Source organism: Streptomyces sp. x-80, from assembly GCF_046549095.1.
Taxonomy (GTDB): domain Bacteria; phylum Actinomycetota; class Actinomycetes; order Streptomycetales; family Streptomycetaceae; genus Streptomyces; species Streptomyces celluloflavus.
The window spans coordinates 56,657-79,461 of the sequence record NZ_JAJPWM010000001.1 but is presented as its reverse complement, the minus strand read 5'-3'; the positions used below and the strand labels follow the sequence as shown (position 1 = coordinate 79,461).

The following is a 22,805-nucleotide window of genomic DNA, read 5'->3' as shown; positions in this document are numbered from 1 at the left end:
CTGTGCCGCTTCCTCACCCGGGCCCGCCGACCCCGGCGCCGTGCCGGTCGCGCCGCAGCAGTGCCGCGTAGCGGCCGTCGGCGGCGAGGAGTTCGTCGTGGGTGCCGCGCTCGGTGATCTCGCCGCCGTCCAGGACGACGATCTGGTCGGCGTCGCGGATCGTGGAGAGGCGGTGCGCGATGGTGAGGGTCGTCCGGCCCTCGGACAGCGCGTCAATGGCCTGCTGGACGGCGTGCTCGGTGCGGGTGTCCAGGGCGCTGGTGGCCTCGTCGAGGACCAGTACGGGCGGGTCGCGCAGGATGGTGCGGGCGATGGCCAGCCGCTGTTTCTCGCCGCCGGAGAAGCGGTGGCCGCGCTCGCCGACGAGGGTGTCGTAGCCGTCGGGCAGACCGGCGATGTGGTCGTGGATCTGGGCGGCCTTGGCGGCCCGTTCGATCTCGTCGTCGGTGGCGTCGGGCTTGGCGAAGCGGAGGTTGTCGGCGACCGAGGCGTGGAAGAGGTAGGTCTCCTGGGAGACCACGCCGACCGAGCGCGCGAGGGTGTCGAAGTCGAGGTCGCGGACGTCCGAGCCGTCCAGGGTGACCCGGCCCCCGGTCACGTCGTACAGCCGGGGCACGAGATGGCTCAGGGTGCTCTTGCCGCTGCCGGTCGGGCCGACGACGGCGAGGCTGCCGCCGGCCGGGACGGTCAGGTCGATGCCGCGCAGGGTGGGCGGCGCCTCCGGGTCGTAGGAGAACGTCACGTCCTCGAAGCGGATCTCGCCGCGCGGGGCGGCGAGGCGTACCGGCTCGGCGGGTTCGGTGATGGCCACCGGCAGATCGAGGTATTCGAAGATCCGCTGGAAGAGCGCCAGGGAGGTCTGCATCTGCACACCGGTGGTCAGCAGCGAGACGGTGGGCCGCAGCAGGCCCTGCTGGAGGGTCACGAAGGCGACCAGGGTGCCGAGGGAGAAGGTGGGGCCGCCGAGCTGGAGGACCAGACCGGCCGCCCAGTAGATCAGTGCGGGCATGGCGGCCATGACGATGCCGATGGTGGCCATCCGCCAGCGGCCGGCCATGCTGGCGCGGACCTCCAGGTCCACCAGGCGCTCGGACTCGGTGGCGAAGTCCTTCGTCAGCGCGTCGGCGCGGCCCATCGTGCGGCCGAGCACGATGCCGCTGACCGACAGGGATTCGGTGACCATCGCGGACATGCTCGCCATCTGCTTCTGCCGCCGCGTGGTGATCTTCTTGCGTTCGTTGCCGACCCGGCGGCTGATCCAGACGAAGAGCGGGAGCAGCAGCATCGAGACGAGGGTCAGCCGCCAGTCGAGGGCGAGCATGGCGACGACCGTGGCCACGACGGAGGTCAGGTTGGAGACCAGGGAGGTGGCGGTGGAGGTGACCGTCGCCTGCATACCGCCGATGTCGTTGGCGATCCGGGACTGGACCTCGCCGGTGCGGGTGCGGGTGAAGAAGGCCAGTGGCATCCGCTGGAGCTTGGCGTAGACGGCGGTGCGCAGATCGTGCATGACGCGCTGGCCGACGGTGGTGGACAGCAGGGTTTGCAGCACGCCGAAGACGCTGGTGGTGACGGCGGTGGCGATCATGCCGAGGGCGAGGAGGGTGAGCAGGCCGGTGCGGCGGCCGGGTATCGCCACGTCGAGGATCTCGCGCAGCAGGAACGGCGAGGCGACCGAGACCAGCGAGGAGGCGCCGACCAGCAGGCCGACGACGGCCAGCCGGCCGCGGTAGGGACGGAAGAGGGCGAGGATGCGCCGCAACGGGACCGGCTGTTCCGGGTCCTTGGGCGGCGGGGTCCACTGGGGTTCGTCGCTGCGCATGGGCTCCTTCGGAGGGGTGCGGGAGGGGAGGGGCACGGAGCGGTGCTGCCGGACGGGCAGGTTTCATGGAGCCTAGCTCATTGTTACCTATACTCACAATGAACTTCGTCCTGCTATCCTCCCCGCATGTCCTCCACCGAGCCGACGACCAGCACCTCCGACCTCGCCGAACAGCTGGTGCGGCTGACCCGCCGGGTGCAGCGTGCGCAGCGTCACCATCTGAAGCATCTGGACATCGCCGTCACCCCCGCACAGTCCCGCGTGCTGCGGATCGTGGACCACTGCGGCGACACCCCGCCGCGGATGACCGACCTCGCCGCGCGGCTCGAAGTGGTGCCGCGGGCGGTGACGACACTGGTCGACGCGCTGGAGGCGAACGGCGCGGTGCGGCGGGTGCCCGACCCGGCCAGCCGCCGGGTGGTGCGGATCGCGCTGACCGACACCGGCCGGTCGACGCTCCGCGCGCTGCGCAGCGCGCGCAGGGCCGCCGCGGAGGACATCCTTGCCCCATTGACCGCCGCGCAGCGCGCGGAGCTCGGCGGTCTGCTGTCCACCCTGGTCGACGGGCCGGGGAAGCATCACTGAGCCCCCACGGCCGGTGGCGTACCGACCCGGCCGTGGACCGCCCATGGTGAACGGCGCCGGACCGACCGGCGCCGGAGCGACCGGAGGAGTGCCGCCATGCCCTTGCTGGAGCCGGATCCCGACGCCCTGCGGCCCGCCGCGACGGCGCATCCCACGGGCCCCTCGCCCGACCGGGTACCCGACGGGCAGGCGTCCGGCACCCCCGAACCGCTGCGCGGTGACCTCATCGCGCTGCTGGGCCCGGAGAAGGTGCTCCACTCGATCTCCGATCTGGTCCGCTATGCCTCGGACGCCAGCCCGTACCGCTTCGTCCCGCAGGTCGTGGTGGTGGCCGAGGACCTCGACGACATCTCCGCGGTCTTCTCCTACGCCCACGGCAAGGGCCGCAACATCGTCTTCCGGGCGGCCGGCACCTCGCTGAACGGCCAGGCGCAGGGCGAGGACATCCTCGTGGACGTACGCCGGCACTGGACCGGTATCGAGGTGCTCGACGACGGCGCCCGCGCCCGCATCCGGCCGGGCACGACGGTCCTGCGGGCCAACGCCACGCTCGCCCGGTACGGCCGGCTGCTCGGCCCCGACCCGGCCAGCGCCATCGCCTGCACCCTGGGCGGCGTGGTCGCCAACAACGCCTCGGGCATGACGGCCGGCACCACCCGCAACTCCTACCGGACGCTCGCCTCGGTCACCCTCGTCCTGCCCTCGGGCACCGTCGTGGACACCGCGGACCCGGCCGCCGACACCGCGCTGGCGCAGGCCGAACCCGCGCTGTGCGCCGGGCTGCTCACGCTGAAGGCCGAGATCGAGGCGGACCCGGAGCTGGTGGCCAGGATCCGCGCCAAGTACGAGATCAAGAACACCAACGGCTACCGGCTGGACGCCTTCCTGGACGGTGCGACGCCCACCCAGATCCTGCGCGGGCTGGCGGTCGGCTCCGAGGGCACCCTCGGCTTCGTCGCCGAGACCGTATTCGACACCCTGCCGCTGGACCGGCACACCTCCAGCGCGCTGCTCTTCTTCCCCTCGCTGCGCGCCGCGGCCGCCGCCGTACCGCGTTTCACCGAGGCGGGCGCGCGGGCCGTGGAGCTGATGGACGGCAACACGCTGCGTGCGTCGGTGAGCGTGGCCGGGGTGCCGGCCGACTGGGCGCAGCTGCCGAAGGAGACCACCGCGCTGCTGGTGGAGTTCCGGGCGCCGGACGAGACCGCACAGCAGGCGTACGAGGCGGCCGCGGCGCGGGCGCTGGCGGACCTGGAGCTGGTCGCGCCGGTCGCCTCCGTCACCAACGCCTTCACCCGGGACGCCAGGACCATCGGCGGCTACTGGAAGGCCCGCAAGGCGTTCGTGACGGCGGTCGGCGGCTTCCGGCCGTCCGGCACGACCCTGATCACCGAGGACTTCGCGGTACCGCCGTCGCGGCTGGCCGACGCCTGCGTCGCGCTGCTGGAGCTCCAGGCCCGGCACGGCTTCGACGCGGCGGTCGCCGGGCACGCCGCACACGGCAACCTGCACTTCCTGCTCGCCTTCGACGCGGCCAGACCGGACGATGTGGCCCGCTATGCCGCCTTCATGGACGAGTTCTGCACCCTGACCGTCGAGCGCTTCGACGGCTCCCTGAAGGCCGAGCACGCGACCGGCCGGAACATCGCGCCGTTCCTGGAACTCGAATGGGGGCCGCGGGCGACGGAGTTGATGTGGCGGATCAAGGAACTCGTGGACCCGCACGGCATCCTGGCCCCACGCGTCCTCCTCGACCGCGATCCGCGGGCGCATCTGCGCGGGCTGAAGACCATCCCCCGGGTCGAGGCGATCGCCGACCCGTGCATCGAGTGCGGCTTCTGCGAACCGACCTGCCCCAGCGAGGACCTGACCACCACGCCCCGCCAACGGATCGTGCTGCGCCGCGAGATGATGCGCCAGTCGCCCAACTCCCCGGTGACCGGTGAGCTGCTGGCGTCCTACGGCTACGACGCGGTGGACACCTGCGCCGGCGACTCGACCTGCAAGCTGGCCTGCCCGGTGGGTATCGACACCGGCGCCATGATGCGGGACTTCCGCCACCTGCGGCACTCACCGCGCGAGGAGTGGACCGCCGCGCAGGCCGCCCGGCACTTCACGGCCGTCGAGAAGTCCGCGCGGCTGGCGGTGGCCGCCGCGGACCGGATCGGCGACCGGCTGCTGGCGTCGGTGACCGGCGCCGCGCGCCGGGCCGTCCGCCCCGATCTGGTGCCCGAGTGGCTGCCGCAGATCCCCGGCGCCGCGGCCCGCCGGCTGCCCGCCACCCGGAAGACCGACGCGGCCGCCGTCTACTACCCGGCCTGCGTGAACCGCATCTTCGGCGAACCGGCCGGCTTCCACGGCCCCTCCCTCCCCGAGGCCGTGGTCGCGGTGTCGCAGCGGGCGGGCAAGCCGGTGTGGATCCCGTCGGACGTGACCGGGACCTGCTGCGCCACCATCTGGCACTCCAAGGGCTACGAGCGGGGCAACGCGGTGATGGCCAACCGCATCGTCGAGGCGGCCTGGGGCTGGACGGCGGGCGGCCGGCTGCCGCTGGTCGTCGACGCCTCCTCCTGCACCCTCGGCATCGCCCACGAGGTGGTGCCGCACCTGACGCCCGACAACCGCGCCCTGCACGCCGAGCTGACCATCGTCGACTCCGTCGTCTGGGCCGCGCGGGAGCTGCTGCCGCATCTGGAGATCCTGCGGACGACCGGCTCCGCGGTGCTCCATCCCACCTGCTCCATGCAGCACCTGGGGGACGAGGCGGAGCTGATCGAGGTCGCCGAGGCATGCGCGCGGGAGGTCGTGGTGCCGGATGACGCGGGCTGCTGCGCCTTCGCGGGCGACCGCGGCATGCTGCACAAGGAGCTGACCGAATCGGCCACCACCAAGGAGGCGGCCGAGGTCACCTCCCGGCACTTCGACGCGCATCTGTCGGCGAACCGCATGTGCGAGGTCGGCATGGACCATGCGACGGGCGGGCGGGGGTACTACTCGGTCCTCCTGGAGCTGGAACGGGCGACGCGCCCGGCCCCGGACCGCGCGGCACGCTGACGCTCCCCGCTCCGGGGGCACCGCATCGGGCCGGGGCGGACCGGCGACACGGGGCCGGCCCCTGGCGCCCGGGGGCGGGACGACGGCGCTGCTGACCTTGTGACGGTCAGCAGCGCCGTCGTCGTTCACCCCGCCGCCACGTCACCTTGTCGCCCCGTCACCCGTACCGCACGGCAGGGGCGTCCGAGGCGCCGGGCGCATCCGCCGCCTCTTCCGGGACCGGGATCGGGCGCGTCCGGGGCGGGACGTCCGCACCACGAGTCCAATCGGCCCTCTTGTGCCCCAGGCCACCCAACCGTCAAGGTCCTCTCCAAGGTTCACGTATGCCCCGCGCACCATCCGTTCCCCAGGAGGACCGATGAACGAGGCACATCCGCAGAACCACGACCACGACGAGACGAGTCCCAGCCGGCGCTCGGTCCTGTGGACCGCCGGTGCGGCGGGCGCCGGACTCGGGCTCGGCGCCCTCCCGGCCGGCCGCGCCGCGGCGGCCACCCCCGGGGAGGCCGTCGCCGGGACACCGGCCGCCGCGACGGCCGGTACCGCCGCGTCGCCGGCGGCCCGCGGCCGAACCATGATCGGGGTGCCGTTCGAACGGCGCAGCACCGTACGGGTCGGCATCATCGGGCTCGGCAACCGCGGCGGCAGCATGATCGACCTCTTTCTCGCGGTGCCGGGCGTACGCGTCGTCGCGCTGTGCGACCCGGTGAAGGAGAAGACCGAGCGGGCCGCCAGGAAGGTCACCGACGCCGGACAGCCCGCGCCCGCCGTCTATACCAAGGGCGATCACGACTACGAGAACCTGTGCAAGCGCGGCGACCTCGACTTCGTCTACGCGGCCACGCCCTGGGACCGGCACTTCGAGATGGCCAGGACGGCGCTGCGCAACGGCAAGCACTTCGGCGTGGAGTGTCCCCTCGCGCTCCGCCTGGACCAGCTGTGGGAACTGGTCGACCTCTCCGAACGCACCCGCAGACACTGCATGCAGCTGGAGAACTGCTGCTACGGCAGGAACGAGATGCGGGTGCTGCGGATGGCGCACGCGGGCCTGTTCGGCGATCTGCTGCACGGTGCCGGTGCGTACATCCACGATCTGCGGGGCCTGATGTTCGACCCGGCGTACTACGAGGGACCGTGGCGCCGGCTGTGGCACACCCGGCTGCGCGGTGATCTGTATCCCACCCACGGCTTCGGCCCGGTCGCCAACTACATGGACGTCAACCGCGGCGACCGCGTCGTACGGATCTCCAGCATGGGTACGCCCGCGCTGGGTCTCGCCGCGTACCGCAAGGAACACAAGCCGGCGAACGACCCGAGCTGGAAGGAGTCGTACATCGAGAGCGACCGGACGATCAGCCTCGTCCAGACCGCCAAGGGCCGGGTGATCCGGCTGGAGCACGATGTCTCGACCCCGCACCCCTACAGCCGGATCAACAGTCTCGGCGGCACCAAGGGCCTCTTCGAGGACTATCCCGAGCGGATCTACCTCGAACCCGACCAGCACGATGACGAATGGGGCGACTTCGCGAAGTACGCGGAGTGGGACCACTGGCTCTGGAAGGAGCACGCCAACCCGCCGGGCGGACACGGCGGTATGGACTACATGATGGTGTTCCGGCTGATGCAGTGCATACGGCTCGGCCTCGTACCGGACTTCGACATCTACGACGCGGCGACCTGGTCCGCGCCGGTTCCGCTGAGCGACGCGTCGATCAAGGCGAAGGGCGCCCCGCAGGAGATCCCCGACTTCACCCGGGGGCTGTGGAAGAAGGCCCGGACGGGGGTGGATTCGGAGAAGCCCGCCGAGTAGGGACGGACCGCCCCGGGACCCGGCCGGCGCATCGGCCGGGTCCCGGGGCCCGTACCCCTGCGGCTCCCGGGCCGGTACGGGAAGGGCAGGCGGGCGGGCGGCCGGACCGGACAGATCAACGAGATCAACGGGATCAGCCGGACCATCAGCCCCATACGGCACATAGATTGCACATTCAGCGCAAAAGGTGCGCCTTGTCCCCCATGACCACCACGGGGTGCCGCGCCGGATCGAGGGCGCGCAGCAGTGCCACCATCCCGGACCGGGAGACGCTCACGCAGCCGGAGGTGCCGCTCCCGTGGTCCAGGTGCAGCCAGATCCCGCCACCTTTGGACTGCCCCTCGGGGCGCGTCCCGTCCAGCGGGGACGTCCCCTTGACCCGGTTGTAGTTGATCGCGACGACATGGTCGAAGTCGTGCCGGGTGCTCGTGGACCAGTACGCGGGTGGCGTGAACGCCGCCGAATGCGTGTACGGCAGTTTGGCCCCGGGATCCGCGAGAACACCGCCTGCGTCGGTCAGCGGGAAGACGCCGACGGGGCTGCGCCTGTCGTCCTCGCGATGATCCGTCGTCCAGCCCCGCTTGCCGTTGTGCGCGGCCCAACTCCCCTTGCGGTCCCAGCCCTTGTCACCCTTGTCATAGAGGACGACGGTGGCGTCGGCCGCCTCGGCGCCCCGGCCGTAGACCGCCACGACCTGACGCGAATCGGCCGGAATCCGTGATCGCAGGTTCGCCCCCACCTCCGGGATGTTCTTAAGATGGGTGGTGGCCGACGCGCTGTGGGCCGGATCGCCAGGGCTTCTCCCCTTCCCTGCACCGTCGTCCCGGCTACCGCCCGCGCCGCCCGTGCCGCCACCCGCACCACCCCCGCAGCCCGCCAGTAGCACCAGCCCCGCCGCGGCCACCGCCGTCCGTATCGCCCCGCCCGCCGTACCCGCCATCCGTCTGACTCCCCAAGGTCGCACCGCCGGACCGAAGCCGTTCCGGCGCCTGCCCGTTGTGTACGTGTCGCACATGATTGTTCCGAGATACGTGCCTGCGGCGGAAAACCGTTTGAAATCGGCCGCCGTGCGCGCCAACCTTCCATGATGCTCCGCCGACGACGGCAGGGCTGCCGACAGGAACGGTCGGGTGTGGCAGCGCGGCCGCGACGGCAGCCGTACCGGTCGGGGCCCGTCAGTCCGGGACGGGGCGACACCGCACGCCCGGACGCCCTTCGGCGCTCCCCTTCCTCACCCGCCGTCCCGCCCTGCCCTTCCCACCCGCCCGCCACCCGCCGCGCCCGTTCTCCGGCCGCCCTCGCTCTCCGTCCGCCACGACAACGCCTTTGGACATCATGCACATTCGCGACCTGCCGCATCCCAACCCCGGCGTCCCCGACGTCCGTACGGGCGGCCGTTTTCTCCTGTGGCTCTACAAGAAGCAGCTCGGCGGGCAGGCCAAGGCCCTGCTGTGGGGGCTGGTGCACACCGGGGCCGTGGCCTCGTTCCCGGTTCCGGTGGGTATCGCCGTGCAGGCCGTCGTGGACCGCTCCGGTTCCCGGCTGGCCCTGGCGGGCGGGCTGATGGTGCTGCTGGGCGTCCTGGTCTCGGTCGGCGACACCATGCTGCACCGCTCGGCCGTCACCAACTGGATCACCTCCGTCGCCCGCATCCAGCAACTGCTCGCCCGCAAGACCACGGAACTGGGCTCGGCCATGACCCGGCGGGTGGCGGCCGGTGAGATCGTCGCCGTCAGCACCGGTGACCTGGAGAAGATCGGCTGGTTCGTCGAGGCGATCTCCCGGTTCGGGGCGGCCGCGCTGACCTCGGTCGGCGTCTGTGTGGCCCTGCTCGTCTACCAGCCGGCCCTCGGCGTCGTGGTGGCCGTCGGCGTGCCCGTGCTGGCGCTGGCCGTCCTGCCGTTGCTGCCGCCCGCCACCCGCCGCGCCGACGCGCAGCGGGAGAAGGCCGGGCGGGCCACCGAACTGGCCTCCGACACCGTCGCCGGACTGCGGGTGCTGCGCGGTATCGGCGGCGAGGAGCTGTTCCTCGGCCGCTACCGCAGCGCCTCCCAGGAGGTGCGCAAGGCCGCCGTCCGCAGCGCCCGGATGTGGTCGCTGATCTCGGCCGTACAGGTCGCGCTGCCGGGGCTGCTGCTCATCGCGGTGGTGTGGTACGGCGTCCGGCTCGCCCAGGACGGCCGGATCGCCATCGGTGAACTCGTCACCATCTACAGCGCGGTCGCCTTCCTGCTCTACCCGCTGCGGCACTTCGAAGAGATCGCGATGGCCTACTCCTTCTCCCGGCCGTCGGCGAAACGTGCCGCCCGGCTGCTGGCCCTGAGCCGGCCGGCCGGCGGCCGACTCACCGACCACGGAGCGCTCGACGGCGATCTGCACGACCCGGTCACCGGCCTGACCGCGGAGGCCGGGCGGCTGACCGCCGTGGTCTGCGGTGACCCCGACGCCGCGGGCCGCCTCGCCGCACGGCTCGGCGGACAGCCCGCGGAGTCCGACGACCACGAAGGCAGCGAAGGCAGCAGCGGCACCGAGGGAGCGGGAACGGCTGCCGCACCCCCGTCCGTCCTCCTCGGCGGCACCCCGCTGGACGACGTACCGCGCGATGCGGCCCGCACCGCCGTACTCGTCCAGGACAAGGACCCGGTACTGCTCTCGGGCACACTCGGCGAACTCCTCGACGTACCGGCATCCGGCCGGGTGGACACGGCCGGGGCGCTGTCGGCGGCCCAGTGCGGCGATGTGCTGACCGCACTGGCGCAGGCATCCGCCGACGACTCCGGCGACCCGATGCGTACCCGTATCACCGAACGCGGCCGGTCGCTGTCCGGCGGGCAGCGGCAGCGGCTGGCCCTGGCCAGGTCACTGGTCACCGATCCGGAGGTCCTGGTGCTGGACGAACCGACCAGCGCCGTCGACTCGCACACCGAGGCCCGCATCGCCGACGGGCTGCGCGAGATCAGGACGGGCCGTACGACGGTGGTGCTCACCTCCAGCCCGCTGCTCCTGGACCGGGCCGAGCAGGTGGTGTTCCTGCACGACGGCAAGGTCGTCGCCCAGGCACCCCACCGCGAACTGCTGCGCACCCACCCCGCCTACCGCGCCGTCGTCACCCGCGAGACCGAGGCCGGCGCGCCGGCGGACCCGGCCCCGGCCACCGCCACCACGACCGCCACCGCCACCGCCACCGCGCCGACCGGCGACGCCCGGCACGACAAGATCGAGGAGACCGCATGATCGGCCTGGCGCCGCCGGAGCACGATCCGGACGCCCCGCAGACCGCCACGACCCTGCCCGTCGGCTCACCGGCCACCGTGCGCGCCTACGTCGGGGGCCTGGTCCGCCGCCACCGCCGGGCGTTCACCGTGCTGGTCAGCGTGAACGCCGCCGCGGTCATCGCGTCGATGGTCGGCCCCTACCTCCTCGGCGGACTGGTCGAGGACCTGTCCGCCGGCGCCCGCGACATCCACCTGGAAATCACCATCGGGCTGTTCGCCCTCGCGCTGGTCGTCCAGACGGCGTTCACCCGCCTCGTACGGCTGCGCGGGGCGATGCTCGGTGAGCGGATGCTGGCGGATCTGCGCGAGGACTTCCTCGTCCGGTCCGTGGCGCTGCCGCCGAGCGTCCTGGAGCGGGCCGGTACCGGCGATCTGCTGTCCCGGATCACCACCGATATCGACCGGCTCTCCAACGCGATGCGCGAGGCCGTACCGCAGCTGGCCATCGGCGTGGTGTGGGTGGTGCTGCTCCTGGGCGGGCTCACCGTCACCGCGCCGCCGCTCGCCCTGTCGGCACTGATCGCGCTGCCGGTGCTGATCGTCGGCTGCCGCTGGTACTTCAAGCGGGCGCCGAGCGCGTACCGCTCGGAGGCCGCCGGGTACGCCGCGGTCTCCGCCGCGCTCACCGAGACCGTGGACGCGGGGCACACCATCGAGGCCCACCGGCTGGGTGCCCGGCGGATCGCGCAGTCGGAGCGCCGGGTGCGCGAGTGGACGCAGTGGGAGCGGTACACCCTCTATCTGCGCTCGGTGCTCTTCCCCGTCATCAATGTGACGCATGTGCTGCTGCTCGGGTCGGTGCTGCTGCTCGGCGGCGCGTTCGTGCTGAACGGCTGGATCACACCGGGCCAGCTGACGACGGGGGCGCTGCTCGCGCAGATGATGTCCGAGCCGATCGGCATGATCCTGCGCTGGTACGACGAGTTGCAGGTGGCCCAGGTGTCCATCGCCCGGCTCGTCGGCGTCCGGGAGATCGAACCGCAGGCCGCGGACGACAAGCTGTCCCCCGAGGGCAGGGAGGTGCGCGCCGACGAGGTGCGCTTCGGCTACCGCGCGGACGTCGACGTGCTGCACGAGGTCTCGCTGCATGTCCGCCCCGGCAGCAGGCTGGCGCTGGTCGGGCCGTCCGGCGCCGGCAAGTCCACGCTGGGCCGGCTGCTGGCCGGTGTCTACGGGCCACGGACGGGCACGGTCACCCTCGGCGGGGCCGAGCTGTCCGAGATGCCCGCCGAGCGGGTCCGTCAGCATGTGGCGCTGGTCAACCAGGAGCACCACGTCTTCGTCGGCTCGCTCCGGGACAATCTCCTGCTGGCCCGCACGGATGCGTCCGACGCCGAACTGTGGGCGGCGCTCGGCGCGGTGGACGCCGACGGCTGGGCGCGGGCGCTGGACGAGGAGCTGGACACCGAGGTCGGTTCGGGCGGACGGGCGCTGACGCCGGCGCAGGCCCAGCAGATCGCGCTGGCCCGGCTGGTGCTCGCCGATCCGCACACCCTGGTGCTGGACGAGGCGACCTCACTGCTCGACCCGCGGGCGGCCCGGCACCTGGAGCGTTCGCTCGCCAAGGTGCTGGACGGCCGGACGGTCGTGGCGATCGCGCACCGGCTGCACACCGCGCACGACGCCGATGTGATCGCGGTGGTCGAGGAGGGCCGGATCAGCGAGCTGGGCAGCCATCAGGAACTGGTCACCGCCGGCGGGGCCTACGCGGCGCTCTGGCGCTCCTGGCACGGCTGACAGCGCCACCGGCGTGACCGTACGGTCACGCCGGTGCGGGACGAGCGCGCCCCGGCCGCCGGTACTCCGGTGGCCGGGGCGCGCGGCGTGCCGGTCAGAGGTAGCCGAGGGCGCCCAGTCCGCCCAGGCAGCCCAGCAGCAGGAAGGCCGGCATCAGGACCTTCAGCTCCACCCGGCTGCCGGCCCGGAAGCGCATCCCCTTGGGCGGACCGAGCGGATACCAGCGCTTGCCGCGGATCGGGATGGGCCACAGGACCGGGCAGCCCGAGACCGTCAGGGCGTCGCCGAGGTCGTGGACCAGCGCGCCGAGCACGATCGGCAGGCCCAGCCAGAGGTACTCCTGTCCCGGCGCTTCGAAGAGCCAGTTCGCGCCGTTGCCCGGCTGGTCGAGGATGCCGGCCAGGATCCAGGCCGTCGCCGCGCCCAGCAGCCAGACCAGGACGTCGCTGGAGACCCGCGCCGCCCGCCACAGCAACCCCTCGATGGCGAGCACCATATGGACGAAGAGGATGCCGAGGACCGCCCAGCGGCCGCCCTCCGTCGCCAGCAGCGACATCCCGCCGCCGACCAGTACCGCCCACAGCCAGGTGTGGGTGAGCGTGCGGTGCCCGCCCGAACGGTGCGCGTCACCGCGCGTCTTGGTGGCCTTGTAGACCGCGTGCGAGAGGGTGTCGACCACCCCGCACAGCATCCCCGAAAGCGGTCCGAAGGCGCGCGATATGGTGGCGGACTTGTGGTCGAGGTCGGGGGCGAGCGCCGCTCCGGCGCAGATCAGGGCTCCGCAGACGAGCACCGGCCAGGGCATCGGATGTCCGGCGGCGTAGGCCGCCGCTCCCACCCCCAGCCAGGCCGCGGCCCCGGACAGCGAGTGCGCCGGTCCCATCATGGTTGTTCCCCACCCCTTGTTCTCTCAGTTCTCGCGCCGCCTGCCGCCGCTTCCGGCGGCTGTCGTGTGGTCGGCGACTCAGCGTAACCTCAGATGATCACTGTGGGCCGCGGGGGTGTCCGGCCGGCCTCCCGGAGCGGGCGGTACGGCCGGCCGGGAAAGCGTCAACGCCCGTTCTCCCGGCCCCGGTTCACGGCGGGCGGCGGCGCTCCGGTCCGGCGGCAGGCCACCGCGGTCATTCTGGCCCGGCCCGCCTGCCCGATGGCATGCTGTCCGGCGTGAACGGACCCGAGATCTTCCTCACCTTCCCCCCTGAACTGCATCTTTTCCTCTCGGCTGACCGCCTCGCCGGCCGTACGCCCCTGGTGACCGACAGGTCGTCGTCGCTCGGCCACGTCGTCGAATCGCTCGGCGTCCCGCTCACCGAGGTCGGACGGCTCCTCGTGGACGGGCAGGAGGTCCCCGTCTCGCACGTCCCGCGCGCGGGCGAGAACGTCGAGGTGTCCGCCGTCGCGCGCCCGCAGCGCGTCCCCGGCGCTCCGCTGCGCTTCCTGCTCGACGTGCACCTCGGCAGCCTGGCGCGGCGGCTGCGGCTGCTCGGCGTCGACGCGGCCTATACGAACGAGGACCCGGGTGACCCGGCGCTGGCCACGCTCTCGGCGAAGGAGCGGCGGGTGCTGCTCTCCCGGGACCGGGGGCTGCTGCGCCGGCGGGAGATCTGGGCCGGCGCGTATGTCTACAGCGACCGGGTCGAGGACCAACTCCGGGATGTGCTGGGCCGCTTCGCCCCCGCGCTCGCCCCGTGGACCCGCTGCACCGCCTGCAACGGGGAGCTGACGGAGGCCGACAAGGACGCGGTCCGGGAGCACCTCCGGCACGGCACACGGCGCACCTACGACGTCTTCGCGCAGTGCGCGTCGTGCGGACGGGTCTACTGGCGCGGCGCGCACCACGCCCGTTTGCAGGCGATCGTCGACGACGCGCTGCGGGAGCGCGCCACCTGAACCACGCGGGGCGCGGCGGGCGGCCCGGAGCCGGGCGGCGGTCACCGGTAGCGCGTGCCCGGCCACCTGAAGCGGAGCGGCCGGCGGTCGCCCGTCATGTCCACGAGCTGTCTCCACGAGCGATGCGGCGCGGGCGTCTCGTGGGCACCGCCGTGGCCACGGTCACCGGCCTCGCGCTCGCCACGCGGCGCGGCCGGCGGCTCCCGCGTGCGGCGCGGACGGCGTCGCCACCCGGCCGGCGGCCGTGCGTCACGGAGGCGGGACGGTGTCGGCGCCGAGGGCCGCGGTCCGCAGCGCGGCCGCGAGGCGGACGACGGGTTCGGCCGGCGGCCGGTGAAGCCGGGCCTCACCGGCCGCCGCGCGCTGGTCGCCGGCGCGTCCTCCGGTCTCGGTGCGGAGACGGCCCGCGTTCTGGCCGGTTCCCCGGCGCGGCCGGGTGGGGCCCGGTCGCTGTGCGGACGTACGCGTGGGGCGGGGAGTGTGCCGGCCCCCGCCCCACGTATGACCCGCGGTGGAGGTCCGCGCCCGGCGGCACGTCCCTCCTGTCGCCCGCCCCGCCGCCCGTCGGATGTCACTGCGCGAGGTCCCCGGCGGGGAGAGCGGGCAGCGGTCCGAGGCGGGGGAACTCCCCCCGGTAGAACACCAGCGGCCGGCCGCCGCCCCGGTGGTCGAACGCCTCGACACGGCCGAGGAAGAGCACATGGTCTCCCCCGTCGTACTCGGCCCAGGGCGAGCAGTCGACGGTGGCCAGCGCGTCGGCGAGCCGTGGCGCGAGGCCGGCTGCCGAGCGTGCCCACCGGGGCGGCGGGGCCGTGGTCCGGTGGCCCGCGAAGTGCCGGGCGAGACCGTCCTGATCCTCGCGGAGTACGTTCACGGTGAACGGCCGGCCACCGAGGTGACGGCCGGCCGTGCTCTCGCGGTGGAGCGAGACCAGCACCAGTGCCGGGTCCAGTGACACCGCGGTGAAGGCGTTGACGGTGGCGCCGTGCGGGGCACCGGCCACCTCGCAGGTGACGACCGTGACGCCGGTGGCGAAGTGGCCGAGGCAGGTGCGCAGCGACCGTCGGTCGATGTCCACGGGGGTCCTCCTGGTTCCCACTGATTCCCTCTGCTTCCCTGGTGTTGTCGCGCTCCGCCCCGGGGGCCTGCGACCGGGGTGCTAGCGGGGCGGTCCGTCCTGCCAGCCGGTTGCGGGCCGGGGGAACCAGAGATGGACCTGGCCGGTCCCGATCCCGTTCTCGTATGTGCCGAAGCGACGGCCCGGCGCACCGCACTGTGCGCCGCCCACCGCGCCCGCGAGCATCAGGTAGTGCCCGAAGCGCGCCTCGGGGGCGAACCGGAGGTAGTCCGGCATGGCCTCGATCACGCGGTCGTGGCGGCCCGCCTCCAGCCAGGCGATCCGCTGCTCGTCCGCCGCGCGGGCCTCGGGCGTGACGATATGGCGGGGGTCCCCCGCCATGTGGTCGCGGAGTTCGGCCAGCGGCCAGAAGACATGGGAGAGGCCGCCCGAGGCGAGCAGCAGCACCCTGCGGTCGAGCCGGGTGACCGCGTCGGCGATGGCCTCGCCGACGGCCAGGAAGTCCTCGGTGGTCGCCGTCTGGCAGACCGAGACGGAGACCCACGGGGTGCCGGCCCGGCCGAGGTAGGTCCAGAGGTTGAGCGTCGCGTAGTGGATCGGCAGGTACGGGTCGTCGTTCGCGGTGATCCACAGCGACCGCCGCGCCGCCGATCCCGCGACGGCGCGGGCCAGTTCCGGGTCGCCGGGCAGGTCGTAGGGCAGCCCGCTGATCTCGCTGGGCATCTCGTCCGAGGTGAAGCGGCCCGTCCGCCGGGAGTGCGCGGTGATCACCACCTCGGTCGTCGTCGCCCAGTGGCTGTCGAGTACCAGGACGGTGTCGTACTCCGCCGGGTCGGTCACCTCGTGCCGGAGCCGGGTCAGGCCGGTCGCGAGGGTGAAGTCACGGCCGCCGTTCGCCTCGATCCGCCGCGGCTCGGGGAACATGATGACCGGTGCGTGCGAGACCAGGCCCGCGCCGACGATGTCACCCATGGGGGAACCTCCTTCGTGGTCGGGGGTTACGGGACGAGCAGGAGCTTGCCGGTGGTGCGCCGGGCCGCGAGGTCCGCATGCGCGCGGTGCGCTTCGGCGAGCGGATACGTACCGCCGATGGTGACGCGCAGCGTGCCGTCGGCGATGCCGCCGAACACCTCGCCCGCTCGCCACGCGAACTCCTCCGCGGTGGCCCGGAAGTGTTCGAGGTAGGGGCGGGTCAGGGTCAGCGACCCGCCCCACAGCAGCCGCATCACATCGACGGGCGGCACCGCACCGCTGGCGCCCCCGAAGAGGACCAGCGTGCCGCGGGTCCGCAGGGCGTCGAGACTGGCGTCGAAGGTGGCGGCGCCGACACCGTCGTACACCGCGTGGACGCCCTCCCCGCCGGTGCGACGGCGTACCTCGGCGGCCAGGTCGCCGCTCCCGGTGGCGCGGATGATCTCGTCGGCGCCGTGCTCCCGGGCGAGCTTCTCCTTCTCGGCGGTGGACACCGTGCCGATGACCCGGACGCCGCGCCGCTTGAGCAGCTGGGTGAGCAGCAGCCCCACGCCGCCGGCGGCGGCGTGCACCAGTACCGTGTCGCCGGCGCGCGCCGGATAGGAGTCGTGGACCAGATAGTGGGCCGTCATGCCCTGGACGAGGACCCCGCCGGCCGTGCGCAGGTCGATCGTGTCCGGTACGGCGATCGCCTTGTCCTCGGGCACCACCACCCGGCTCGCGTAGCTGCCGAGGACGGTCGTCCAGGCGACCCGGTCGCCGGGCGCGAACCGGCTGACTCCGGGGCCGGTGGTCAGGACGACGCCCGAGCCCTCCTCGCCCGGTACGGCGGGCAGCGGCAGGGGATAGCGGCCCTCCCGGCGGTAGAGGTCGATGAAGTTGACCCCGGCCGCGGCGAGTCCGACGAGTATCTGCCCCTCGCCGGGCTCGGGGTCGGGCTTCTCCACATACGTCTGGACCTCGGGTCCGCCGGTCCGGCGGATCTCGATGGCGTGCATCAGTGATCTCCGTTCATCGGTGCTGGGTTCCGCGTCGGCTGGGACACTTCAGGCCGGTCGTGGCCAGGCGGCGCCGAGGGCGCCCGCGTCCAGCTCGACCTGGTAGGTGCGCAACCACTCGTCCAGCCGGACGGTGGACTCCACGAGGATCCGTTCGAACTCGGAGAGGCTGCCGGTGGCGGTCTTGCCGGTGAGCCGCCGTACCGCGGCGCCGTCGAGGCAGTGGCTCAGCGGTGCGCCGGCGTCGCCCGCCGCCGTGCTGAGGCCGGTGATGAGGGCGCGGTCGTAGGCGGGGTCCTGGATCGAGGGGTAGGCGGCCTTCTTGCGGCGCCGTACCGACTCGGGCAGCAGACCGGCCGCGGCCTCGCGCAGCAGTCCCTTCTCCTGGCCGCTGAAGGTCTTCATCTCCCAGGGGACGTTGAAGACGTACTCGACCAGGCGGTGGTCGCAGAACGGCACCCGGCCCTCCAGACCGCTGGCCATGCCCATCCGGTCCTTCTTGTCCAGCAGGATGGGCAGCCACCGGGTCAGGGTCAGATGGCCCAGCTCCCGGGTCCGCCGGTCCTGCGCGCTCTCCCCGTCGAGGCGCGGTACCTCGGCCAGCGCGGTGCGGTAGAGGTCGGCCTCGTACTCCCCCAGGTCGATCCCGTCGACGAACCAGGGGTGGAAGAGCGAGCGGGGGTCGAGGCCGCGGTGGGCGCCGAGTGCGAGCCAGGGGAAGGTGTCGGCGCGCCGCGCGCCGGGGTCGGAGAACCACAGGTAGCCGCCGAAGATCTCGTCGGCGCCCTCCCCGGAGAGCGCCACGGTCGCGTGCTCCCGGACGGCGGCGAAGAGCAGGTACAGGGAGACGTCGAGGTCCGCGAAGTTGAACGGCAGGTCCCAGGCGCCGAGGACGGTCCGGCGGACGGCCGGGTCGAGCAGCCGGGCCCGGTCGAGGACGATCGCGTGGTGGTCGCTGCCGACGTGCCGGGCGACCTCCAGGGCGTACGGGCCGTCCGGGGTGGGGCGGATGGGATCGGCCCGGAAGTTCTCGGTGTGGCCGGTGAAGTCGACGGAGAAGGTGGCGAGGCGCCCGCCGTCGGCGGCGCGTGCCCGCTGCGCGAGGGCGGTGACCGTGCTGGAGTCCAGTCCGCCGGACAGCAGCGAGACCAGCGGCACATCGGCGACCATCTGCCGCGGGACGATGTCGTCGAGCAGATCGCGGACGGTGGCGACGGTGGTCGGCAGATCGTCGGTGTGCGGACGGGATTCCAGCGCCCAGTAGCGCTCCTCGCGGAGCCCGTCGCGGCGGACCCGCAGCAGATGGCCGGGTTTCAGCTCACGCATACCACGGAAGGGCACCCGCCCCGGGGTGCGCAGGAACAGCAGCGCGTCGCAGAGTTCCTCCGCTCCCGCGCCGGCCCGTGCCAGGGGGTGGGCGAGGATGGCCTTGGGCTCCGAGCCGAAGAGCACGCCGTCCGCCGTGGGGTGGTAATAGAGGGGCTTGACGCCCAGCCGGTCCCGCACCAGCAGCAGTTCGTCCCGGGCGGTGTCCCAGATGGCGAGTGCGTACATGCCGTTGAGGCGGTGGACGAAGCCGGCGCCCCACTCCAGGTAGGCGCGGAGGGCCACCTCGGTGTCGCTGCGGGTGGTGAACCGGTGCCCGAGCAAGGCGAGTTCGGCACGGAGTTCCCGGAAATTGTAGATTTCCCCGCCGTAGGAGATCACCGCTCGCGGCAGTTCCCCCGGGCCGCGTTCCGGGGTGCGCATCGGCTGTGTGCCGTGCTCGACGTCGATGACGGCCAGCCGTCGGTGTCCCAGCCCGACGTGTCCGTCCAGCCAGACGCCGCCGGCGTCCGGCCCCCTGGCGGTCAGGGTCTCGGTCATGGCGTTGACGAGCGGATACTCGTCCGTGAGGTCGCGGGTGTAGTCGACCCATCCGGTGATGCCACACATCATGTGCTCCGTTCTCGGTCGGTGGGCGTCTCAGCGGGTGTGCGCCGGGTCGTGCCACGGGCCTCTGCGCCAGCCCTCGACGTCGTAGTCGTCGAGGCACTCCTGCACCAGCGCTTCGTACCGGGCGAGGCTGCCCCGTCGCGTCGCCCACCTCAGCGCGTCGAGCCGGACCTGTTCGCCGTTGCCCGAGTAGTTGCGTTCGTACAGTTCGTGGCGGCCGCCGAATTCGGTGCCGATCGCGTCCCAGATCAGCTTGAGCAGCTTGATCCGGTCGGTGGCGGAGGTGTCCGCGCCGCGGTAGAAACGGTCGATCAGCGGCCGCAGTTCGGGGTGGCGGAGATCCCGGCCGCTGGAGGGCACCGCCAGGGGTGCGCCGCCCAGCGTGGTCTCGAACAGCTCATGGACCCGGTCCCACACCTGCGCGTTGTACATCCGCATGGCCGAGGCGTGCTCCAGGCGGGGCACGACGGTCCCGCCGCTGCCCGGCTCGGGGTCGTACGCCATCGCCGAGGTCAGCGCCCACACCATGTCCCGCATGGTGATGAGCTCGCCGACGGCGGCCTGTACGCCGCGGAACCCGTCGGTGCCGTTCGCCCGGGTGCCGCGGGCGAGCAGCCCGGCCATGAGTTCCAGCTTGACGCTCAGCCGGGTGCCGGACTGGAAGTTGTACAGGTTCGGGAAGCCCGACGTGGCGTAGAAGCCCGTCGCCCGTTCGATGTCCCGGTGGACGAGCACGTCCTCCCACGGGATCAGTGCCTCGTCGAGCAGCAGCACGCTGTCGTTCTCGTCGAAGCGGCTGCTCAGCGGTGCGTCGAAGGGGCCGCGGGCGGTCTGCGCGTACGGGGTGCGGCAGATCAGTTTCACCCCGGGGTTGTCCATCCGGACGAAGAAGACCAGGGCGAACGCCTCCGCCTTGCCCGGTGCGAGGGCGGCCGATCCGACCGGGGCGACGAAGCCGGCGTTGGTGAGGGCGGAGCCGGTCGCGAGCATCTTCGCCCCGCTGACCACCACTCCGGCGTCCGTCTCGCGCACGGCGTGCACGAACACGTCCGCCATGTCGTGGATCGCCCGTTTTCGGTCGATCGGGGGGTTGATGATGACGTGGTTGAGGTACAGCGCCCGGCTCGCGAACTCGCGGTACCAGGCGGTGGCGTTGGCGGCGTACGGTCCGTAGTAGTCGGCGTTGACGCCCAGGCCCGACATGAAGGACGCCTTGTACTCGGGGGTGCGTCCCAGGAAGCCGTAACTCATGCGCGCCCAGGTGGCGATCGCCTCCCGCGCCTCGACCAGTTCCGCCGCGGTCCGGCTCGGTTTGAAGAACTTGTGGGTACGGATGCCCGAGTCGTCGACGCCGGTGAGCACCTCGGCGGTCGCCGGGTCGTGCAGGGCGTCGTAGAGCCGGGACACCGACAGGGCGGAATTGCGGAAGGCGGGGTGCCGGGTGACGTCCTCGACCCGTTCGCCGTCCACGTACACCTGCCGGCCGTCGCGCAGGCTCTCCAGGTAGTCCGCGCCCGTCATGAGCGCACTGCCGGTCATGGGCGTGGTGCCGGTCATGGGCGTGGTGGCGCCGGTCGTGGGGGCGGTGGCGGTCATCGCACCAGCCCCGGGTTGTCCAACGGCGGGGTGCCGAGCACCTGTACCCGGCGCAGGTGCCGCGGTGCGCCACTGGTGAACGCGTTCCGGCCGTGCAGCAGCGTGTAGTTGTCGGCGATCACCAGATCGCCCGTCTGCCAGCTGTGGGCGTACAGGTGCGCGGGGTCGTACAGCGCCGCGCGCAGGCTCCGGTGCACCTCGGCGAGTGCGTCGTCCGGGAGCCCCGAGAACCGGAGATCGGGGTGGTTGACGAAGCCGCTGTCCTCGGCGGCGGTGGGTTCGTTGTAGCGGATGACCTGGGCGCCGTGGCCGGGGTGGGTGGCCACGAGCGGCGAGACGGTGACGCTGTCGTAGAACTCCATCGCGCGGTGGTAGGTACCGGTGACCGCCGACCACCGGGCGACCGTGGCCGGGTCGGCGTGTTCGAGCACGGCGGTGGTGTGGGAGAAGGTCGTCTCGCCGCCGTTGCCCGCGCCGGGTGCCCGTACGCACTGGAACACCTGGAACTCCGGCACCTGCTCGCGGTACATGCCGTCCCAGTGCATCGGCATATAGCTGTGGTCGAAGATATGGTCCGCGGGCCGTTCCTGCTCGACCAGTTCGAGCACCGTGCCGAACGGCCAGACGCTCAGCTCCCCCCAGCGCTCGCAGTAGGCGGACAGCTCCTGCGGACCGGCGAAGTTCTCGAAGCCGCGGAGCAGGACGAGACGGTGTTCCCGGACGAGCGAGCGCAGGGTTTCGACGGGGACGTCCCGGACGTGCGCGCCCGGCTCCGGCGCCCGTACCGCCGCCCCGAAGGGCGCGATCCGCGTGACGTCGAGCCGGCTGCCGGCGAGGTGATCGTGGTCATCGGTCATGGTGTTCTCCTGGGGTGGTGCGGGTGGGTTCGCCCGGTACGCGGACCTGGCCGGGCCGGCGACGGGCTCCGTCGGGCGCGGCCTCGGCGGCGAGACGTGTGAGGGTGTTCCTGCGCGGGGCCGGTGCCCCGGCTCACGGTGCGCGGGGGCGGGCCGGGCCTCGTCCGGCGGCGCCAGTACGTAGTGGCTGGGGCGCCCCGCCACGTGCACCGGTTCGGCTCCCGCCCGCTCGGCGTCGGCGCGCTTCATCAGCGTGAAACGTCCGCCGGATTCGACCGCGACGCTGTGCCAGGGCGTCAGCCAGGCGTCCGGGGTGTCCGCGAGCAGGATGCCGATCTTCTCCGTACCGCACGGCTGGGGGTGGATCGACAGCCGGACGGCGGCCGGGAAGAGCTGGGCCAGCAGATCGCCCCAGGCCCGGCTCCGCTGGATGACGCGGTAGGCGAGGCGGCGGCACTCGCGTTGCAGGGCGGACCGGGTGCCGGTGTAGTGCGGACCGGACAGGTCCTCCAGCATGAACCGGGTGATGCCCCGGTACATGGCGAGGGGCGCGCCGCCGGCCCGTACCTCCGCGCGCAGCTCCTCGATCTCCGGGGCGTGGCCGGTGGACAGCATCGTGCGCATGTCCGGGTGTCCGGCGCCCTGGTAGACCTTGTCGAGGGTGAACTGTTCGAGGTGGGTGGCGCCCATCCTGGTGATCATGTCGTCGAGGGCCCGCACATAGCCGGTGACGTTCTCGTCGCTCACCCCGAGCAGGTCGTTGAAGACCCGTCCGTCGGAGCAGATCAGGATGGCGGCTCCCGGCGGGTAGATCTCGCCGATCCGCTCGCACAGCGAGTTGAGGAAACGCAGCGCGAGTTCCTCGGCGAGGTCGGGCAGCGGGCCGAGCACCTTGGCCGGGTTCGGGGACTTCGTCGGGAACGCCGGCAGGACGAACTCGATGCGCCGGCCGCTCGCCATGGCGTCGCGCACCGTGTCCAGGTGGTGCCCGACGCATCGCGGGCAGACTTCCCCGGTGCACCCGCCCTCGCGCATTCTGCGCTGATGGGCCAGGACCTCCCGGAGCACTTCGACGGCGGCCAGTTCGGTATCGGGTACGGCGAGATCGGACACCGCGTCTCCTTTCGTTGACTGGGTCCCACCGTGGTCCGCGGGTGCATGGGAAACGCACAAAGAGTGCACAACTGCCCGGTCCC

15 protein-coding genes are annotated in these 22,805 nt (G+C 72.6%); 6 read left to right on the top strand and 9 right to left on the bottom strand.

Annotation, left to right across the window (positions count from 1 at the left end):
* Positions 1–13 precede the first annotated feature (13 nt).
* Complete coding sequence (locus tag ACLJWH_RS00300; protein WP_411139451.1) at positions 14–1,822, bottom strand: ABC transporter ATP-binding protein; 1,809 nt, start codon at positions 1,820–1,822, stop codon at positions 14–16.
* A gap of 126 nt (positions 1,823–1,948) precedes the next feature.
* Here ACLJWH_RS00300 and ACLJWH_RS00295 point away from each other — a divergent pair, with 126 nt between their 5' ends.
* The 3 genes from ACLJWH_RS00295 (at position 1,949) to ACLJWH_RS00285 (ending at position 7,271) form a co-directional block, all read left to right on the top strand.
* On the top strand, positions 1,949–2,407 hold the full coding sequence (locus ACLJWH_RS00295) for a MarR family winged helix-turn-helix transcriptional regulator (protein WP_131123398.1): 459 nt from the start codon (positions 1,949–1,951) through the stop codon (positions 2,405–2,407).
* Between the two features lie 96 nt (positions 2,408–2,503).
* Complete coding sequence (locus tag ACLJWH_RS00290; protein ID WP_411139450.1) at positions 2,504–5,461, top strand: FAD-binding and (Fe-S)-binding domain-containing protein; 2,958 nt, start codon at positions 2,504–2,506, stop codon at positions 5,459–5,461.
* 358 nt (positions 5,462–5,819) lie between these two features.
* Positions 5,820–7,271, top strand: coding sequence for a Gfo/Idh/MocA family protein (locus ACLJWH_RS00285; protein WP_411139449.1), 1,452 nt, complete (start codon positions 5,820–5,822; stop codon positions 7,269–7,271).
* A 175-nt stretch (positions 7,272–7,446) separates the two neighbouring features.
* Here ACLJWH_RS00285 and ACLJWH_RS00280 read toward each other — a convergent pair whose 3' ends face one another.
* A complete protein-coding gene (locus ACLJWH_RS00280; RefSeq protein ID WP_411139448.1) occupies positions 7,447–8,211 on the bottom strand; it encodes a L,D-transpeptidase family protein in 765 nt (254 codons plus the stop codon).
* A 395-nt stretch (positions 8,212–8,606) separates the two neighbouring features.
* On the opposite strand from ACLJWH_RS00280, the gene ACLJWH_RS00275 reads away from it, so the two are divergent.
* On the top strand, positions 8,607–10,505 hold the full coding sequence (locus ACLJWH_RS00275) for an ABC transporter transmembrane domain-containing protein (protein WP_411139447.1): 1,899 nt from the start codon (positions 8,607–8,609) through the stop codon (positions 10,503–10,505).
* A complete protein-coding gene (locus ACLJWH_RS00270) occupies positions 10,502–12,283 on the top strand; it encodes an ABC transporter ATP-binding protein (RefSeq protein ID WP_411139446.1) in 1,782 nt (593 codons plus the stop codon). Before ACLJWH_RS00275 ends, ACLJWH_RS00270 begins: the two co-directional genes overlap by 4 nt.
* A 94-nt stretch (positions 12,284–12,377) precedes the next feature.
* Here the strand turns inward: ACLJWH_RS00270 and ACLJWH_RS00265 are convergent, their stop codons facing one another.
* Positions 12,378–13,169: a metal-dependent hydrolase gene (locus ACLJWH_RS00265; protein WP_411139445.1), complete on the bottom strand. Its 792-nt coding sequence runs from the start codon at positions 13,167–13,169 to the stop codon at positions 12,378–12,380.
* A gap of 278 nt (positions 13,170–13,447) precedes the next feature.
* On the opposite strand from ACLJWH_RS00265, the gene ACLJWH_RS00260 reads away from it, so the two are divergent.
* Positions 13,448–14,173 (top strand): Mut7-C RNAse domain-containing protein, encoded by a 726-nt coding sequence (locus tag ACLJWH_RS00260; protein WP_411139444.1) that lies wholly within the window; start codon positions 13,448–13,450, stop codon positions 14,171–14,173.
* A 571-nt stretch (positions 14,174–14,744) separates the two neighbouring features.
* Here the strand turns inward: ACLJWH_RS00260 and ACLJWH_RS00255 are convergent.
* The 6 genes from ACLJWH_RS00255 to ACLJWH_RS00230 form a co-directional block, all read right to left on the bottom strand.
* Positions 14,745–15,251, bottom strand: a complete 507-nt coding sequence (locus ACLJWH_RS00255; protein WP_411139443.1) for a flavin reductase family protein — start codon at positions 15,249–15,251, stop codon at positions 14,745–14,747.
* Between the two features lie 81 nt (positions 15,252–15,332).
* A complete protein-coding gene (locus ACLJWH_RS00250; protein ID WP_411139442.1) occupies positions 15,333–16,223 on the bottom strand; it encodes a catechol 1,2-dioxygenase in 891 nt (296 codons plus the stop codon).
* Positions 16,224–16,249: 26 nt separating this feature from the next.
* A complete protein-coding gene (locus ACLJWH_RS00245) occupies positions 16,250–17,221 on the bottom strand; it encodes a quinone oxidoreductase family protein (protein ID WP_411139441.1) in 972 nt (323 codons plus the stop codon).
* Between the two features lie 48 nt (positions 17,222–17,269).
* Positions 17,270–19,156 carry an asparagine synthase (glutamine-hydrolyzing) gene (asnB, locus tag ACLJWH_RS00240; protein WP_411139893.1) on the bottom strand — a complete coding sequence of 629 codons (1,887 nt, stop codon included), beginning with the start codon at positions 19,154–19,156 and terminating at the stop codon, positions 17,270–17,272.
* 30 nt (positions 19,157–19,186) lie between these two features.
* Positions 19,187–20,752, bottom strand: a complete 1,566-nt coding sequence (locus tag ACLJWH_RS00235; RefSeq protein ID WP_411139440.1) for a 4-hydroxyphenylacetate 3-hydroxylase family protein — start codon at positions 20,750–20,752, stop codon at positions 19,187–19,189.
* Positions 20,749–22,722, bottom strand: coding sequence for an L-tyrosine/L-tryptophan isonitrile synthase family protein (locus ACLJWH_RS00230; protein WP_411139439.1), 1,974 nt, complete (start codon positions 22,720–22,722; stop codon positions 20,749–20,751). Before ACLJWH_RS00230 ends, ACLJWH_RS00235 begins: the two co-directional genes overlap by 4 nt.
* Between the last annotated feature and the right edge of the window lie 83 nt (positions 22,723–22,805).

Bases quoted from the DNA above. Each gene is read 5' to 3' on its own strand.
- ACLJWH_RS00300 (WP_411139451.1), bottom strand. From the start codon at position 1,822: ATGCGCAGCGACGAACCCCAGTGGACCCCGCCGCCCAAGGACCCGGAA.
- ACLJWH_RS00280 (WP_411139448.1), bottom strand. From the start codon at position 8,211: ATGGCGGGTACGGCGGGCGGGGCGATACGGACGGCGGTGGCCGCGGCG.
- ACLJWH_RS00235 (WP_411139440.1), bottom strand. From the start codon at position 20,752: ATGACCGCCACCGCCCCCACGACCGGCGCCACCACGCCCATGACCGGC.
- asnB (WP_411139893.1), bottom strand. From the start codon at position 19,156: ATGTGTGGCATCACCGGATGGGTCGACTACACCCGCGACCTCACGGAC.
- ACLJWH_RS00290 (WP_411139450.1), top strand. From the start codon at position 2,504: ATGCCCTTGCTGGAGCCGGATCCCGACGCCCTGCGGCCCGCCGCGACG.
- ACLJWH_RS00265 (WP_411139445.1), bottom strand. From the start codon at position 13,169: ATGATGGGACCGGCGCACTCGCTGTCCGGGGCCGCGGCCTGGCTGGGG.
- ACLJWH_RS00245 (WP_411139441.1), bottom strand. From the start codon at position 17,221: ATGCACGCCATCGAGATCCGCCGGACCGGCGGACCCGAGGTCCAGACG.
- ACLJWH_RS00250 (WP_411139442.1), bottom strand. From the start codon at position 16,223: ATGGGTGACATCGTCGGCGCGGGCCTGGTCTCGCACGCACCGGTCATC.
- ACLJWH_RS00270 (WP_411139446.1), top strand. From the start codon at position 10,502: ATGATCGGCCTGGCGCCGCCGGAGCACGATCCGGACGCCCCGCAGACC.
- ACLJWH_RS00295 (WP_131123398.1), top strand. From the start codon at position 1,949: ATGTCCTCCACCGAGCCGACGACCAGCACCTCCGACCTCGCCGAACAG.
- ACLJWH_RS00275 (WP_411139447.1), top strand. From the start codon at position 8,607: ATGCACATTCGCGACCTGCCGCATCCCAACCCCGGCGTCCCCGACGTC.
- ACLJWH_RS00285 (WP_411139449.1), top strand. From the start codon at position 5,820: ATGAACGAGGCACATCCGCAGAACCACGACCACGACGAGACGAGTCCC.